The sequence below is a fragment of the Actinomyces denticolens genome (assembly GCF_002072185.1).
In the GTDB taxonomy this organism is placed as follows: domain Bacteria; phylum Actinomycetota; class Actinomycetes; order Actinomycetales; family Actinomycetaceae; genus Actinomyces; species Actinomyces denticolens.
The window spans coordinates 1-14,589 of record NZ_MVIW01000020.1; the positions used below are offsets into that span (position 1 = coordinate 1).

The following is a 14,589-nucleotide window of genomic DNA, read 5'->3' on the forward strand; positions in this document are numbered from 1 at the left end:
CGCCCGCGCCGCCGCCTCGGCGCCCCGGGTCCCGGCCACCCGCAGCGAGCGCCTCCGGCAGGCGCGCCGGCGGGCCGAGCGGGAGGCCGTGAGCAGCGCGCTCAGCGCCGCCGGAGCCCTCCGCACCGCGCGTACCGCCGACGCCGCCATCCAGTTCCCCGACTCTCCTCTCCACGCCGGCGCGATCGAGCCCGTCGTCGCGCTGCCCGAGGCCGCAGCGCTCCGGGCGGATCAGCCCCCGTCCGCCCCCCGGGCCCCCGAGCCCTGGGAGCACCGGGCCGAGCGCCGGAGCCGGCGGTCGGCCCCGGTCGGAGACGACGCCCCCGCGATGGTCGCCCGCGACGACGCCCGCGAGTCCGTCGCGCTCGACGCGCTCAAGCCCTTCGTCGCCCCTGCCGCGAGGGATGGGGGCGATGCGGCGCCCGCAGGTCCTGCCTCGCGCTCGCGTCGCGGCTCCGAGGGGCCGACGGTGGAGATCCCCGCCTCCGAGCAACCCACCCCCGCCGACTTCGACACCCCTGGGGGCCTCGAGGGCGCCGACGCCGCCGTCCCGCCGGCGCGCGCCCGTCGCCGCACCCTGCGCGGCACCACGAGCAGGGTCGCCGTGCTCGTCTCGCTCGCCGTCGTCACCGTGGTCGCACCCCTGGAGGCGCGCGTGCTCGGCAACGGGGTCGGGTCCTCCTCCGCCTCCGCGGCGGCCCCCACCTACGCGGGCGTCCCGATCGGCACGCCGTCGTCCGTATCAGCCGGCGTGCTGGGCTCCGACGCCGACCTCGAGCCCGGCACGGACGCCGAGCTCTCCAACGCCCCCGACGCCGCCACCCTGGCCCGCATCCGCGAGGCCTACGAGAACGCCGCGGTGACCTGCGCCGCCCAGCCCTCCGGCGCCTCCGGGAACACCAGCGCCTTCACCAAGGCCCCCGAGCTCTTCTACCCGATGGTCTCGGGGACCTACGAGCTGTCCTCCGACTACGGCTACCGCATCCACCCGACCCTGGGCTACCAGAAGCTCCACGCGGGGCAGGACATGTCCGCGCCGGTCGGCACGCCCATCTACGCGATCGCCTCGGGGACCGTGGTCGAGGCCGGCATGGTGGACGGCACCGGGACCGTCACCATCGAGCACACCATCGACGGCACCACCTGGTACTCCTCCTACCTGCACATGTACGAGGACGGGATCTACGTCAAGAAGGGCGACACCGTCGAGGCCGGCAAGCTCATCGCCGGCGTGGGCTCCACGGGATACTCCACCGGCCCGCACCTCCACTTCGAGATCCGCACCAAGAACGACACCGCGGACTCCTCCACCGTCAACCCGTGGACCTGGCTCCAGGAGAACAAGGCCGCAGAGCTCACCACGGACTGCTCGTGAGGCCCGGCCCTCGGCGCCGCTGCGCCGTCATCGCCCATCGGGGCGGGGGAGGCGAGGCCCCGGAGAACACCTGGTCCTCCCTGGAGCACACGGCCGGACTGGGACTGGACTGGATGGAGACGGACCTGCGCGCCACCGCCGACGGCGTCGTCGTCCTGTCCCACGACCCGGGCCTGGAGCGCACCACGGGCGATCCCCGGATGATCGAGGAGTTGCGCTGGGCGGATCTGGCCGCTGTCGACGCCGGTGATGGGCGCCCGCCCGTGCGCCTCGACGAGGCCCTCGAGGCCCACCCGGGCCTGGGGCTCAACACCGACCTCAAGGACGACGGCGTCGTCGAGGCGGCGATCGCCGCGGTGAGACGGGCCGGCGCGCTGGAGCGGGTGCGCTTCTCCTCCTTCTCCTCGCGCAGGCTCGGCCGCGCCAGGGCCCTGGAGCCCTCCATCCGCTCCTCCCTGGGGATGCGGGACATCGCCGCGCTGCTCCTGTCCGCCGAGGCGTCTCTCCCGAGGCGCCTGCTGCGGCGCGCGGTCCTCGACCGCCTCTCCCACGGCGGCCGGGCCGATGCGGTCCAGATCCCCGTCGTGCAGTGGGGCGTGCCCGTGGTCACCCGGCGCCTCATCGCCGCCGCCCATGCCGCGGGCATGGAGGTCCACGTGTGGACCATCGACGAGCCGACGGAGATGCGGCAACTGGCGGGCCTCGGCGTGGACGCGATCATCACCGACCGCCCCGCCCTGGCCCTCCGCTCCCTCTGATCGAGACCGGTCGAAAACGCCGCCGAGACCGGTCCGCTATCCACAGGCAGGGCGCTCAGCCCCGTGTGAGAGCGCCTGTGGTCCCGCGTCCGGGCGCGGCGGGGCGCGCTCGTCGCCACCCGCCGTCATTTCCCAGGTGCTTCCCAGTGCCACAGGGGGTGTGCTCCCAGGTCCGGCGGGTTACATAGTCACTGCCGCCGAACGGTGCGGGGCGCGAGGGTTGGGGAACCCGGCGACCGCTTCGGATCGAGATCGGTGCGGGTCTTAGGGAGCCCGTCCCGATCGCTTCGGTGAAGGAGGACCGCTCCTCCCTTGTCATGGGAACCGGGGGAGTCGAGCGGCCTCGTGAGCGAAGGGCCCGTGGGCCCGGGTGAGAGCCCGGGCCCACGGGCCCTCAACTCTCCCCTCATGCCCCGACCGCGCTGGGCGGGCCGCCGACGAGGACTGGTGCCCCGGACAGGATTCGAACCTGCGACCTTCTGCTCCGGAGGCAGACGCTCTATCCACTGAGCTACCGGGGCCCGATGCGCGACTGTACCAGCGCCCGGCCTCGGGGAGAAACCGGCGGGCGGCCCGCGGCCCGTCCTGCCCCGCCGACCGGCGCCGGCTCACATGAGCGTCAGGACGATAAGGGCCCCGTTGAGCGCGATGATGAGCCCGGCGACGGCGCGGGAGGACCAGCGCAGCGCGGCGCCGTCGCGCCAGGGCCCCATGACCTCCTCCGAGCCGGTCAGCCGCATGAGCGGCACGATCGCCAGCGGGATGCCGAAGGACAGCACCACCTGGCTGAGGACGAGCGCCCAAGTGGGCTCGGCCCCCGCGCCGATGATGAGCAGCGCGGGGATGAGGGTGATGGCGCGCCGGGCGAGCAACGGGATACGCAGGCGCAGCAGCCCCGCCATGATCTCGCTGCCCGCGTAGGCGCCCACCGACGTCGAGGCCAGGCCCGAGGCCAGTAGGCCGACGGCGAAGACCGCGCCGACCACGGGCCCCAGGTTCGCGGCGATGGCGGCGTGCGCCCCCTCGATGGTGTCCGTCCCCCGCGCGCCCGCCAGCGCGGAGGCGGCCAGGAGCAGCAGGGCGATGTTGACCGTCCCCGCGACGGCCAGCGCCCATACGACGTCGACGCGTGTGGCGTGGATGAGGCGGCGCGCGCCGGGGCCGCGGTCGGGGCGATCATCCGCGCCGGTCAGCCCGCGGTTGTGGTCCCGCACCAGTGAGGAGTGCAGGTAGATCGCGTGGGGCATGACGGTGGCCCCCAGCATGGAGGCCGCCACCAGCAGACTCCCGCTGCCCTCCAGGCGCGGCACGATCCCCGCGGCCGTGGCGCCCCAGTCCGGCGGCGCCACCACCAGGCCTCCCACGAAGCCGATGGTCACGAGCACGAGGAGCCCCACGACGACGCCCTCGAAGGTTCGCTGCCCGCGCCTCTCCTGGAGGGCGAGCAGCACCATGGAGACCACGCCGATGCACACGCCGCCGACGATGAGGGGCATCCCGGTCAGCAGGTGGAGGGCGATGGCCCCGCCGATGATCTCCGCCAAGTCGGTGGCGGCGGCCACGAGCTCGGCCTGCGCCCAGTAGGCCAGGCGGGCGGGGCGCGGGAGCCGGGCGCCCAGGATCTCGGGCAGCGAGCGCCCGGTGACGATGCCGAGCTTGGCCGACTGGTACTGGATGAGGATGGCGGAGGCGTTGGCCGCCAGGAGCACCCATACCAGGAGGTAGCCGTAGCGCGCGCCCGCGGTGATATTGGCGGCCACGTTGCCCGGGTCCACGTAGGCGACCGCCGCGACGAAGGCAGGGCCCAGCAGGGCCAGGAGCCGGTGGCGCGGCGGGCCGGGCCGGGGCCGGTGCCGCGCCGCGATCTCGTCGACGGCGTCACGGCCCGCCGCGGCGTGCGGCGCCATGGCGGGGAGGGCGGCGTGGTCGGTCGGGCCGGGGGGAGTGCGGATGTCCATCGTGCGCGAGTGGGTTTCGGTTCTCCGAAAGTCTACTCGGATCGGCGCGCCCGGGCGCGCCCCTGCTCGGGTTCCGGCTCCCCCGGGGCGCTCCGGCCCGGGTCCGGTACTCTTGCGGCCGTGACCCCAGAAGAGCTCTCCGCAGCAATCCGCACTGTCCTCGCCTCCGCCGTCGACGACGGCTCCCTGGCCCTGGCGCGGGAGGACATCGGGCTCCCCAAGGTCGAGCGCCCCCGCAACCGCGACCACGGGGATTGGGCCACCAATGTCGCCATGCAGCTGGCCAAGAAGGCCGGGACCGGCCCCCGCGCCCTCGCCGAGCTCCTCGCCCCCCGCATCGAGGCCCTCGACGGCGTCGCCTCCGCCGAGGTCGCCGGCCCCGGCTTCCTCAACATCCGGCTCGACGCCGCCTCCGCCGGCGAGCTCGCCCGCGCGATCGTCACCGCGGGCGAGGCCTACGGACGCAATGACACCCTGGCCGGCCAGCACATCAACCTCGAGTACGTCTCCGCCAACCCCACCGGCCCGGTGCACCTGGGCGGTGCCCGCTGGGCCGCCGTCGGGGACTCCCTCGCCCGCATCCTCGCCGCCTGCGGAGCCGGCATCACCCGCGAGTACTACTTCAACGACCACGGGACCCAGATCGACCGCTTCGCCCGCTCGCTGCTGGCCTCGGCCCGCGGCCAGGAGACCCCGGAGGACGGCTACGGCGGCGCCTACATCGGCGAGATCGCCCAGCAGGTCACCGAGGCCGAGACCGCCGCCGGCCGCCCGGCCCCCGCCGACCTGCCCGACGCCGAGGCCGCCGAGGTCTTCCGCGCCCGCGGCGTCGACCTCATGTTCGCCTCCATCAAGGCCGAGCTCCACGCCTTCCGCTCCGACTTCGACGTCTTCTTCCACGAGGACTCCCTGCACGCCTCCGGCGCCGTGGACCGCGCGATCGAGCGCCTGCGCTCCCGCGGCGTCATCGACGACCACGACGGTGCCGTCTGGCTTCGCACCACCGACTTCGGTGACGACAAGGACCGCGTGCTGATCAAGTCCGACGGCAACGCCGCCTATTTCGCCGCGGACCTGGCCTACTACCTGGACAAGCGCGAGCGCGGTGCCGACTGCGCCATCTACCTGCTCGGCGCGGACCATCACGGCTACATCGGCCGCATGATGGCCATGTGCGCGGCCTTCGGGGACACGCCACAGGTCAACATGCAGATCCTCATCGGCCAGCTCGTCAACCTCGTCAGCAACGGGCAGCCGGTGCGCATGTCCAAGCGCGCAGGCACGATCGTCACCCTGGAGGACCTCGTCGACGCCGTCGGCGTGGATGCCGCCCGCTACGCCCTGACCCGCTCGTCCATGGACTCGATGATCGACATCGACCTGGACCTGCTGGCCTCCTCCTCCAACGACAACCCGGTCTACTACGTCCAGTACGCCCACGCCCGTACTCGCAATGTGGCGCGCAACGCCGCCGAGCACGGGGTCGCGCGGGAGGCCGGGTTCGACCCCGCCGCCCTCGACGATCCCGCCGACGCCGCGCTCCTGGGCTCGCTCGCCCAGTACCCGGCGGTGGTCGCCCAGGCGGCCGAGCTGCGCGAGCAGCACCGCGTGGCCCGCTACCTGGAGTCCCTCGCTGCCGTCTACCACGCCTGGTACGGCGCCACCCGCGTCACCCCGCGGGGGGATGACGCCATCACCCCCGGCCACGTCGCCCGGCTATGGCTCAACGACGCCGTCAGCCAGGTCTTGGCCAATGGGCTGGGGCTGCTGGGGGTCAGCGCCCCGGAGAGGATGTGACCCCATGAGCCCTGCGAACTCGACGGCCCCGGGCGCCCCCGATCGGACGGGGCGCGTCCCCGACGGCGAGCCACCCCTGGGCTCGCTCGCCTGCCCCGAGCCCGCCGAGCGCCCCGATCTGTGGCCCACCACGGCCCACCGCGGTGACGACGGCCAGCTGATGATCGGCGGGCGCTCCGTGTCCGAGATCCTCGCCGGCGCCCCCACTCCCGTCTACGTCCTCGACGAGGCCGATATGCGCGGGCGGGCGCGCGTATGGGCCACCGCCATGGCCGAGGAGTTCTGGCCGGGCTACGGCATGAACGGCGGTGACGCCTTCTACGCCGGCAAGGCCTTCCTCACCACTGGCGTGGCCCGGTGGATGCTCTCCGACGGCCTCGGCATCGACACCGCCTCGCGCGTCGAGCTCGCCATCGGCCTGGCCGCCCTGAGCGGGGAGGGGGACGACTCCGAGTCCTTCCCGCCCTCGCGCCTGGGGCTGCACGGCAATGGTAAGACCGCCGCCGAGGTCGCCGTGGCCGTCCAGCAGCGCCTCGGGCACCTCGTCGTCGACTCCCCCGAGGAGATCGCCTACGCAGCTGAGGCCGTGCGCCGCCTGCGCGCCGAGGGGATCTACGGCCCCGATGAGCGCGCCGGGCTCATGGTGCGCCTGACCACCGGCATCCACGCCGGCGGGCACGAGTTCATCTCCACGGCCCATGAGGACCAGAAGTTCGGCCTGTCGATCCACACCGGCGCCGCCCGCGCCGCCATCGACGCGATCATCGTCGCGCCCGAGCTCGAGCTGCGCGGCCTGCACTCCCACATCGGCTCCCAGATCACCGACCCCGCGGGCTTCGAGGCCGCCGCCGAGGCGGTCCTGCGCCTGCGCCACGAGGTCGCGGCCGACACCGGCGTGCTGTGCGAGGAGATCGACCTGGGCGGCGGCCTCGGCATCGCCTACACCGGCGCCGACGCCCCCGCCCCCTCACCCGCGGTGCTCGCACGCGCCCTGGCCGCCGTGGTGCGCCGCCTGTGCGACGAGCTCGGCGACGCCGTTCCGCACGTCTCGGTGGAGCCCGGCCGCTCCATCGCCGGCCCCGCCCAGGTCACCCTCTACACGGTGACCGGCCTCAAGCGCGTCGAGCTGGGGCGGGGCGCGAGCCGCCTCTACGTGAGCGTCGACGGCGGCATGAGCGATAACCTGCGCCCGGCCCTCTACGGCGCCGACTACACCGCACTGCTGGCGGGCCGTCGCCCCGACCCCGCCGCCGGTCTCGTGCGCTCCCGGCTGGTCGGCAAGCACTGCGAGAGCGGGGACATCGTCGTTCGCGACGTCGACCTGCCTGCGGACCTCGTCATCGGTGACGTGCTCGCCGTGCCCGCCACCGGCGCCTACGGGCGCTCCATGGCCATGAACTACAACCTCTTCACCCGCCCGGGCGTGGTCTGGGTGGCGGGGGGCGAGCAGGGCTGGGTCCTGCGCCCTGAGACCGTCGAGGACCTCCTGCGCCTGGAGGGCTGAGGCCGCCGCGGGGCCGGGCCCGCCGTCGGCTCTGCTCCCCGTCCCGACGGGCGGCTTACTGGAGGCGGAGGGGATCCTGCTCCGGCGCGCCCGCCGGGCGCTCCTGGGCGAGGAGGTCGAGCCGCGCCGTGAGGCGGGCGACCTCGCGGTGCAGGGCCTCGACCTGCGCGCGGGTGGCCGTCGCCTGCTCCTCGGTCTCCTCGGCCACGAGGGAGACGATCCATGAGGCGAGGGTCGCCGTGACGACGCCGATGAGGGCGATGCCGCCGATCATGAGCAGCGCGGCGATCCAGCGGCCCGGCGTCGTCACGGGCGCCAGGTCCCCGTACCCGACCGTCGTGATGGTGGCGAGCGACCACCACGCGGCCTGCCCGAGCGTGGTGATCGTGGCCCCCTCGGCGTCCCTCTCGACGTCGAGGACCGCCAGTGCCGCGACGAGGGTGAGCAGGCACACGGCGCCTACGGCGTAGCTCATGATCCTCCCGCGCAGCGCGCTGCCGGTGCCCTGCTGGATGATGCGGATGAGCGCGATGAGGCGCAGCAGTCGCAGGGGCCTGAGCAGTGGCAGGGCGACGACGGCGAGATCCACGAGGTGGGTGGCGAACCAGTGCAGGCGCCTGGGGGCGATGGCGAGGCTGACGACGTAGTCCACGCCGAAGGCCAGCCAGATGAGGTTCATCGTCATCTCGGCGATCTGGCGCTGGCCGCCGTCGAGGCGCCCCAGGACCTCCCAGGCGTAGACGGCCAGGAAGACCACGGCGAGCCCGGTCAGGGGCCAGTCCGTGGCGCGCTCCCAAGCGCGCAGTCGCCTGCCGTCGCGCTGCTCTCCCATGCCCCAAGTCTAGGGATGGGGCGGTGGATCAGACAGGGGCATCCCGGGCGATCCTCCCATCGCGCTCTGCGCCGGCGGGGGAGAGGAGCCGGGCGAGCGCGGCGGCGGCACTGGCGACATCGGAGCTGCCCGTCGAGACGAACTCGATCATGAGCCCGAAGGACATGCTCTGGATGATGGCCGCGATCTGCTCGGCCGTGATCTCCTCGGTGAGGGTGCCGAGCTCCTGCCATCGCCGGCTCAGGCGCGTGAGTATCTCGCGCACGTTGTGATAGCGCTGATTCGATCGCTCCCGGAGCTCCGGGCTGCGGGAGAGATCGCTCCAGATCGCCACGACGAGGAACGGCCAGGGGACGTCGTCGCGCTCGGCGCCGGCGGAGTCGCTCGCGCCTGACCGCCGAGCTCGCCGACGCCGCCCGCATCCACGCCTACTCCGGGAGCTTCACCCTCCTGGCCTGCGTCCTGGCCGCCGTCGCCGCCGTCATGACCCTGGCCGTCCTCGCCCTGCGCCGCCGCCGGCAGCGCGCCGCCCCGTGAGCGGGCCCGCGCTCGGTCCCATCCCGGGCCCCGTCGGGCCGACGGCGTCCGCGAGACCCGCGCCGCGGGGCGGGGCCGGTGCCCCTATGCTGGGCCGGACAGGCTCGTCGTCGCCCCGGGCGCCCCGCAACCCACCGCTCGGACGCCCCCGCGTGCTCCGCGGCCCCGACGGCGCGCCCACCCAGCCCCGGCGCCCGCGCGCCCTGAGAACCAGGTGGTCAGACGTGACTGAGACTCCCCAGCGCCCAGCGGCGCGCGCCCTCACCGTCGGCGTCCTCGGCGCCGGCACCGTCGGAAGCCAGGTCATCCGCCTGCTCGGCGAGCAGGCCGACGACTTCGCCGCCCGCTCCGGCGCCCGCCTCGTGATCACCGGGGTCGCCGTGCGCGACGTGAGCGCCCCGCGCGACACCGACATCCCCCGTGAGCTCCTCACTGACGACGCCACCGCCGTGGCCACCGGCAACGACCTCGTCATCGAGCTCATCGGCGGCATCGAGCCGGCCCGCACGCTCATCCTGGCGGCCTTCAAGGCCGGCGCCTCCGTCATCACCGGCAACAAGGCCCTCATCGCCGCCCACGGCCCCGAGCTCTACGCCGCCGCCGCGGCCGCCGGCACCGACTTCTACTACGAGGCCGCCGTCGCCGGCGCCATCCCCGTGGTCTACGCCCTGCGCGAGTCCATGGCCGGGGACCGCGTCACCTCCGTGCTCGGCATCGTCAACGGCACCACCAACTACATCCTCGACGAGATGAGCACCAAGGGCCTCGGCTTCGAGGAGGCCCTCGCGGCCGCCCAGGCCCTCGGGTACGCCGAGGCGGACCCCACCGCCGACGTCGACGGACTCGACGCCGCCGCCAAATGCGCCATCATCGCCTCGCTCGCCTTCCACACGCGGGTGGGCATCAACGACGTCGACGTCACCGGCATCCGCTCCATCACCGCCGACGACATCCGCGAGGCCCATGCCTCGGGCTGCGTCCTCAAGCTCCTGGCCGTCGCCCAGCGCCGCGAGGACGACCACGCCAACGGCGTCTCCGTGCGCGTCCACCCCGCCCTCGTCCCGGCCGACCACCCCCTGGCCGGCGTCCACGGCGCCTTCAACGCCGTGCTCGTCGAGGCGGAGTCCGCCGGCCGCCTCATGTTCTACGGTCAGGGCGCGGGCGGGGCGCCCACCGCCTCCGCCGTGCTCTCCGACGTCGTCGCCGCCGCCTTCCACCGCGTCGGCGGGGGGCAGGCGCCCCGCGAGCTCGCCTACGCCGACCTGCCGATCCTCGGCCCCGAGTCGGCGCTGACCCGCTACCAGGTCCAATTGCGCGCCGTCGACGCTCCCGGCACGCTCGCCGCGATCATGCAGGCCATGGCCGACCACGGTATCTCCATCAACTCCGTGCGCCAGGCCTCCTACGTCTCCGACGGCGTCGATCCGCTCGTCACGATCGTCACCCACCCGGCCGCCGTCCTCCACCTCGACCGGGCGGTCGATGCCCTGTGCGGCATGGAGCAGGTCCGCGAGGTCGTCTCCGTCCTGCGTGTCGAGGGGGAGTGACGATGCGCATCGCCCACGAGGAGGCGCGGGTCCGCGTCCCCGCGACCACCGCCAACATGGGGCCGGGCTTCGACTCCTTCGGCATGGCCTTCCGCTTCCACGACGAGGTCAGCGTCCGCCCCATCATCGGCGTCACGAGCGTGCGCGTCGAGGGCGTGGGCGAGGGCATCGTCCCCACGGATGACGACAACCTCGTCGTGCGGGCCCTGCGCGCCGGGCTCGAGGCCGCGGGCGCCCCTCAGGCCGGCTTCGAGATGCGCTGCGTCAACCGCATCCCCCACGGCGGGGGGCTCGGCTCCTCGGCGAGCGCCGCCGTCGCCGGCCTCATGCTCGCCCGGGGCCTGCTCTCAGACCCCCGGGCCCTGCCCCTTGACGCCGTCTTCTCCCTGGCCACGCGCTTCGAAGGGCATCCGGACAACGTCGCCCCCGCCGTCTACGGCGGCGCCACGGTGGCCTGGATCGAGGCGGACGGGACCCCCCGGTCCGCCCCCATGCCCGTGGACGGCTCCCTGCCGGTGACGATCCTCGTGCCGCCCCCGGCCACGCGCCTGTCCACCGAGGAGGCCCGCCGGGTCCTGCCGGACTCGGTGCCCCGGGCCGACGCGCTGTTCAACACCTCCCGGGCGGCGGTCCTCATGCTGGCCCTCGCCGGGCGCCCCGACCTGCTCATGGCGGGCACCGAGGACCGCCTCCACCAGGAGTACCGCCGCGATGTCCTGCCCGGCTCCATGGCCGTCATGGACTCCCTGCGCGAGCAGGGCTACCCGGCGGTTATCTCGGGGGCCGGCCCCACCGTGCTGGTCCTGGCGCGCCTGGCCGACCAGACCCGCTTCACCCTGGAGCAGCACGGTTGGCAGGTTCTGACCCCCGGCATCGACACCCAGGGCGCCCGCCTCCTGTGAGCAGCCCCGTGGCCGACCGCGCTCAGACCCCCACCCCCCTCTCGCCGAGACCGGTCGAAAACGACATCGAGACCGGTCGCCCCACGGCGCCCGGGGGAGGGGAGGCGGCGTCGTGCGGCCCGGAGTGCGGGGGCGCGGCCTCCCGCGCGGGTGAGGCCGCGGGAGCCGTCATCATCCTCATCCTCGGGATCCTCCTGGGAGCGCTCGTCCTCACCGGGCGCAGCCACCACTACGTCCAGCCGCTGCTCACCCCCGTGCTCGGCCTGACGGACGCCCTCCTCCTAGCCCTGGCGGCCTGGAGCCTCTGGGCGACGGCCGACTCACGACGGCGGGGCCCCGGCGCCCACCGCCCGCGGGCGGCCTCCTGGCTGCTCCTCCTCCCCGCCGTCCTGGCGGCCGCCTCACCCGCGCCACTGGGAAGCGCCATGCTCGCCTCCACCGCCGTGGGCGGGGGAAGGGCGGCAGTCGCCCACGGCGAGGCCGGTGGCGCGGTCGCCGTCGACGTCTGGACCGGTGAGCGCATCGATCTGGCCGCGCGCGCCGCCCGGCGCGCCGCCGCATTGCCCGCCCTCGACCCCGGCGCGGACAACCCGCTCACCCTGGCCGAGCTCGGCCAGTACTGGGACTCGGCGCGCCGCGGGGAGCTCCTCGGCGAGCGCGTGACCGTCGTCGGATTCGCCGCCCCCGATGGAGGGGGCGGCTGGGTCCTCGGCCGTTTCCAGATCATCTGCTGCGCCGCCGACGCCGTGCCTCACCAGGTGGGGCTGCGCCCCGGCGGGCCGGTCTCCGGCGCCGACCCCGGCGGCCTGCGCACCGACCGCTGGTACGAGGTCACCGGCACCGTTGTCGAGGACAGTGGCGGGCCCGCGATCGACGTCGAGCGCCTGCGTGAGATTCCCCAGCCCGAGGAGCCCTACCTGTGAGCGCGATGGGCACGGCGGCCGCGGTGCCCATCGCTCCCGCCGCCCTGGGATCCCCGGCCCCTCAGTCGCTGTTCCCGCCCGGGCTCGATGGGGCGGCGCGCTCGTGGGCGACCATCGTCGTGGCCATCACGGTTCAGGCCCTGCCCTTCCTCCTGCTGGGAGTACTGGTCTCCGCCGCGCTCTCCGCGCTCGTGCCCGCCCGCCTGCTGCGTCGCGCCGCGCCGTCCAACCCCGCGCTCGCGGTCCCGGTGGCCGCCGGGGCGGGCGTCCTCCTGCCGGGCTGCGAGTGCGGCTCCGTGCCGGTGGCCCGCTCGCTCATCCAGCGCGGCGTGCCGCCTGCTCCGGCCCTGGCCTTCCTCCTGGCCAGCCCCGCGATCAATCCCATCGTGCTCGTGTCGACCGCCGTGGCCTACCAGGGCTCGCCCGGCATGCCGATCGCACGCCTGGCCGCCTCGCTCCTCGCCGCTGTGCTCGTGGGCTGGGCCTGGATCGTTCTCGACGGCGATGCCCGCCTCGCCCTGGGCGCCAAGGACCCGGGCCACGAGGAGCCCCGCGCCTGCGGTGCGCGGGAGGGCGACGACGAGGTACCCCGCGGCCGGCACCGGCACGGGGGCGCCGGAAGGCTGGACGCCTTCCGGGCGGCGGCCGTGCACGACCTGCTGGAGGCCGGCGGCTTCCTCGTCGCCGGCGCCATGGCGGCGGGCCTGCTGAGGGTGGCGGCGCCGGGGGAGTGGTTCGCCGCTCTGGGCGAGCGGCCCTGGGCGGCCGCGCTCGTCATGGCCGGACTGGCCATCGTGCTGAGCCTGTGCTCGGAGGCCGACGCCTTCGTCGCCGCCTCGTTCACGGGCGTGCCCGCCACGGCCCAACTGGTGTTCCTCGTGGTCGGCCCCATGGTGGACCTCAAGCTCATGGCCATGCAGTACGGCGCCTTCGGACGGCGCTTCGTGGCCCGCTTCGTCCCGCTCGCGCTGGGCGCCGCCATCCTCTGCGCCCTCACCGTCGGCCCCCTCCTCCCCCTCCTCTGATCGAGACCGGTCGAAAACGCCATCGAAACCGGTCCGGCTCGGAGACGGCGGCAGGGGTGTGATCGAGGCACCACTCCCAGATAGTTGCATTCTCAACTAACTGGACTAGAGTCGGGCCATCACGCACAGGCGTGAGAGCCATGAAAGGACAGCGCCATGAGCAGCGCGCAGACCACTCCGGGCGCGGCGCCCGCCGCAACCGCCGTCGGCCACCGGCCCCGGGCCATCCAGGTGGGTCGGGCCGCCCAAGTCGACCGGGCCGCCCCCGCGCCCCGCCACCGGATGCACTTCGGCATCTTCACCGTCGGCGAGATCGTCGCCGACCCCGCCACCGGCCGTGCGCCCAGCGAGCATCAGCGCATCAAGAACACCATCGAGATGGCCGTGGCCGCCGAGCAGCTCGGCCTCGACTTCTTCGGCACCGGCGAGCACCACAACCCACCCTTCGTCCCCTCCTCCCCGGTGACGCTGCTGGGCAATATCGCCGCGCGCACATCCCGCCTCCTCCTGTCCACCGCCACCACCCTCATCACCACGAACGACCCCGTGCGCCTGGCCGAGGAGTACGCCTACCTCCAGCACGTCGCCGACGGCCGCGTGGACCTCATGATGGGCCGGGGCAACACCGGTCCCGTCTACCCCTGGTTCGGCAAGGACATCCGCAAGGGCATCTCGCTCGCGGTGGAGAATTACGACCTCCTGCGCCGCCTGTGGCGCGAGACCAACGTGGACTGGGAGGGCGAGTTCCGCACGCCGCTGACCGACTTCACCTCCATGCCCCGCCCTCTCGACGGCGCCGCTCCCTTCGTATGGCACGGGTCCATCCGCTCGCCCCAGATAGCCGAGCAGGCCGCCTACTACGGCGACGGCTACTTCCACAACAACATCTTCTGGCCCCTGGACCACACCCGGCGGATGGTCGACCTCTACCGGCAGCGCTTCGAGCACTACGGCCACGGCAGGGCCGAGCACGCCCTCGTCGGCCTGGGCGGCCAGTTCTTCGCCGCAGACTCCGAGGCCGCGGCCATCGAGCGCTACACCCCCTACTTCCGCTCCAGCTACGTCTACCAGGGAGCATCCCTGGAGGACATGACCGACCGCACCCCGCTGACGGTCGGCACTCCCGAGCAGATCGTCGAGCGCTACCTCACCTATCGCGACGCCGTCGGCGACTACCAGCGCCAGGGCTTCCTCATCGACGCCGGCGGGGTCCCGCACTCCGTCGTCATGGAGCAGCTCGAGATCCTGGGCACCCGGATCGTGCCCGCCCTGCGAGCCGAGCTCGAGGGCTCCCGCCCCGACGGCGTCCCCGACGCCCCGCTCCACCCGCGTCACGAGGCCGCCCTCATCGGCGGGCAGCCCCCGGCCGAGGAGCCCTTCGAGCTCGTGAACGACTTCGACCCGCTCACGGGCCGGAAGGTGAGGATCTGA

12 protein-coding genes and 1 tRNA gene are annotated in these 14,589 nt (G+C 74.0%); 9 read left to right on the forward strand and 4 right to left on the reverse strand.

The window, feature by feature from the left end; genetic code table 11:
- Window positions 1-1,375: peptidoglycan DD-metalloendopeptidase family protein (locus B1H55_RS07060; protein WP_276205181.1), on the forward strand; the 1,375-nt coding region annotated here is incomplete at its 5' end.
- Window positions 1,372-2,133: a glycerophosphodiester phosphodiesterase family protein gene (locus tag B1H55_RS07065; RefSeq protein ID WP_073451141.1), complete on the forward strand. Its 762-nt coding sequence runs from the start codon at window positions 1,372-1,374 to the stop codon at window positions 2,131-2,133. The genes B1H55_RS07060 and B1H55_RS07065, both read left to right, overlap by 4 nt.
- A gap of 445 nt (window positions 2,134-2,578) precedes the next feature.
- Here the strand turns inward: B1H55_RS07065 and B1H55_RS07070 are convergent.
- Both B1H55_RS07070 and B1H55_RS07075 read right to left on the reverse strand, forming a co-directional pair.
- Window positions 2,579-2,654: transfer RNA gene (locus B1H55_RS07070), tRNA-Arg, on the reverse strand.
- A gap of 87 nt (window positions 2,655-2,741) precedes the next feature.
- Window positions 2,742-4,091, reverse strand: coding sequence for an Nramp family divalent metal transporter (locus B1H55_RS07075; RefSeq protein WP_231952598.1), 1,350 nt, complete (start codon window positions 4,089-4,091; stop codon window positions 2,742-2,744).
- Window positions 4,092-4,211: 120 nt separating this feature from the next.
- Between B1H55_RS07075 and argS the strand changes: the two genes are divergently transcribed.
- Both argS and lysA read left to right on the forward strand, forming a co-directional pair.
- Window positions 4,212-5,888, forward strand: a complete 1,677-nt coding sequence (gene argS / locus B1H55_RS07080) for an arginine--tRNA ligase (protein WP_073451142.1) — start codon at window positions 4,212-4,214, stop codon at window positions 5,886-5,888.
- Between the two features lie 4 nt (window positions 5,889-5,892).
- Window positions 5,893-7,392 carry a diaminopimelate decarboxylase gene (gene lysA, locus B1H55_RS07085; RefSeq protein WP_073451143.1) on the forward strand — a complete coding sequence of 500 codons (1,500 nt, stop codon included), beginning with the start codon at window positions 5,893-5,895 and terminating at the stop codon, window positions 7,390-7,392.
- A gap of 55 nt (window positions 7,393-7,447) precedes the next feature.
- Here lysA and B1H55_RS07090 read toward each other — a convergent pair whose 3' ends face one another.
- Both B1H55_RS07090 and B1H55_RS07095 read right to left on the reverse strand, forming a co-directional pair.
- The gene (locus B1H55_RS07090; protein WP_073451144.1) at window positions 7,448-8,224 is read right to left on the reverse strand and encodes a potassium channel family protein; all 777 of its coding nucleotides are present in this window, start codon (window positions 8,222-8,224) and stop codon (window positions 7,448-7,450) included.
- Between the two features lie 28 nt (window positions 8,225-8,252).
- Window positions 8,253-8,558 carry a TetR family transcriptional regulator C-terminal domain-containing protein gene (locus tag B1H55_RS07095; protein ID WP_077239891.1) on the reverse strand — a complete coding sequence of 102 codons (306 nt, stop codon included), beginning with the start codon at window positions 8,556-8,558 and terminating at the stop codon, window positions 8,253-8,255.
- Between the two features lie 427 nt (window positions 8,559-8,985).
- Here B1H55_RS07095 and B1H55_RS07100 point away from each other — a divergent pair, with 427 nt between their 5' ends.
- From B1H55_RS07100 to B1H55_RS07120, 5 genes are all read left to right on the forward strand, one after another.
- On the forward strand, window positions 8,986-10,308 hold the full coding sequence (locus B1H55_RS07100) for a homoserine dehydrogenase (protein WP_073451145.1): 1,323 nt from the start codon (window positions 8,986-8,988) through the stop codon (window positions 10,306-10,308).
- Between the two features lie 2 nt (window positions 10,309-10,310).
- Window positions 10,311-11,210, forward strand: a complete 900-nt coding sequence (gene thrB, locus B1H55_RS07105; RefSeq protein WP_073451146.1) for a homoserine kinase — start codon at window positions 10,311-10,313, stop codon at window positions 11,208-11,210.
- On the forward strand, window positions 11,207-12,133 hold the full coding sequence (locus B1H55_RS07110) for a TIGR03943 family putative permease subunit (RefSeq protein WP_157750275.1): 927 nt from the start codon (window positions 11,207-11,209) through the stop codon (window positions 12,131-12,133). Before thrB ends, B1H55_RS07110 begins: the two co-directional genes overlap by 4 nt.
- Window positions 12,134-12,138: 5 nt before the next feature.
- Window positions 12,139-13,158, forward strand: coding sequence for a permease (locus tag B1H55_RS07115; RefSeq protein ID WP_077240152.1), 1,020 nt, complete (start codon window positions 12,139-12,141; stop codon window positions 13,156-13,158).
- Between the two features lie 156 nt (window positions 13,159-13,314).
- Complete coding sequence (locus B1H55_RS07120) at window positions 13,315-14,589, forward strand: CE1758 family FMN-dependent luciferase-like monooxygenase (RefSeq protein WP_231952597.1); 1,275 nt, start codon at window positions 13,315-13,317, stop codon at window positions 14,587-14,589.

Excerpts from the sequence above, each read along its gene's own strand:
- B1H55_RS07075 (WP_231952598.1), bottom strand. The coding sequence starts at position 4,091 with ATGGACATCCGCACTCCCCCCGGCCCGACCGACCACGCCGCCCTCCCC.
- lysA (WP_073451143.1), top strand. The coding sequence starts at position 5,893 with ATGAGCCCTGCGAACTCGACGGCCCCGGGCGCCCCCGATCGGACGGGG.
- B1H55_RS07090 (WP_073451144.1), bottom strand. The coding sequence starts at position 8,224 with ATGGGAGAGCAGCGCGACGGCAGGCGACTGCGCGCTTGGGAGCGCGCC.
- thrB (WP_073451146.1), top strand. The coding sequence starts at position 10,311 with ATGCGCATCGCCCACGAGGAGGCGCGGGTCCGCGTCCCCGCGACCACC.
- B1H55_RS07115 (WP_077240152.1), top strand. The coding sequence starts at position 12,139 with ATGGGCACGGCGGCCGCGGTGCCCATCGCTCCCGCCGCCCTGGGATCC.
- B1H55_RS07120 (WP_231952597.1), top strand. The coding sequence starts at position 13,315 with ATGAGCAGCGCGCAGACCACTCCGGGCGCGGCGCCCGCCGCAACCGCC.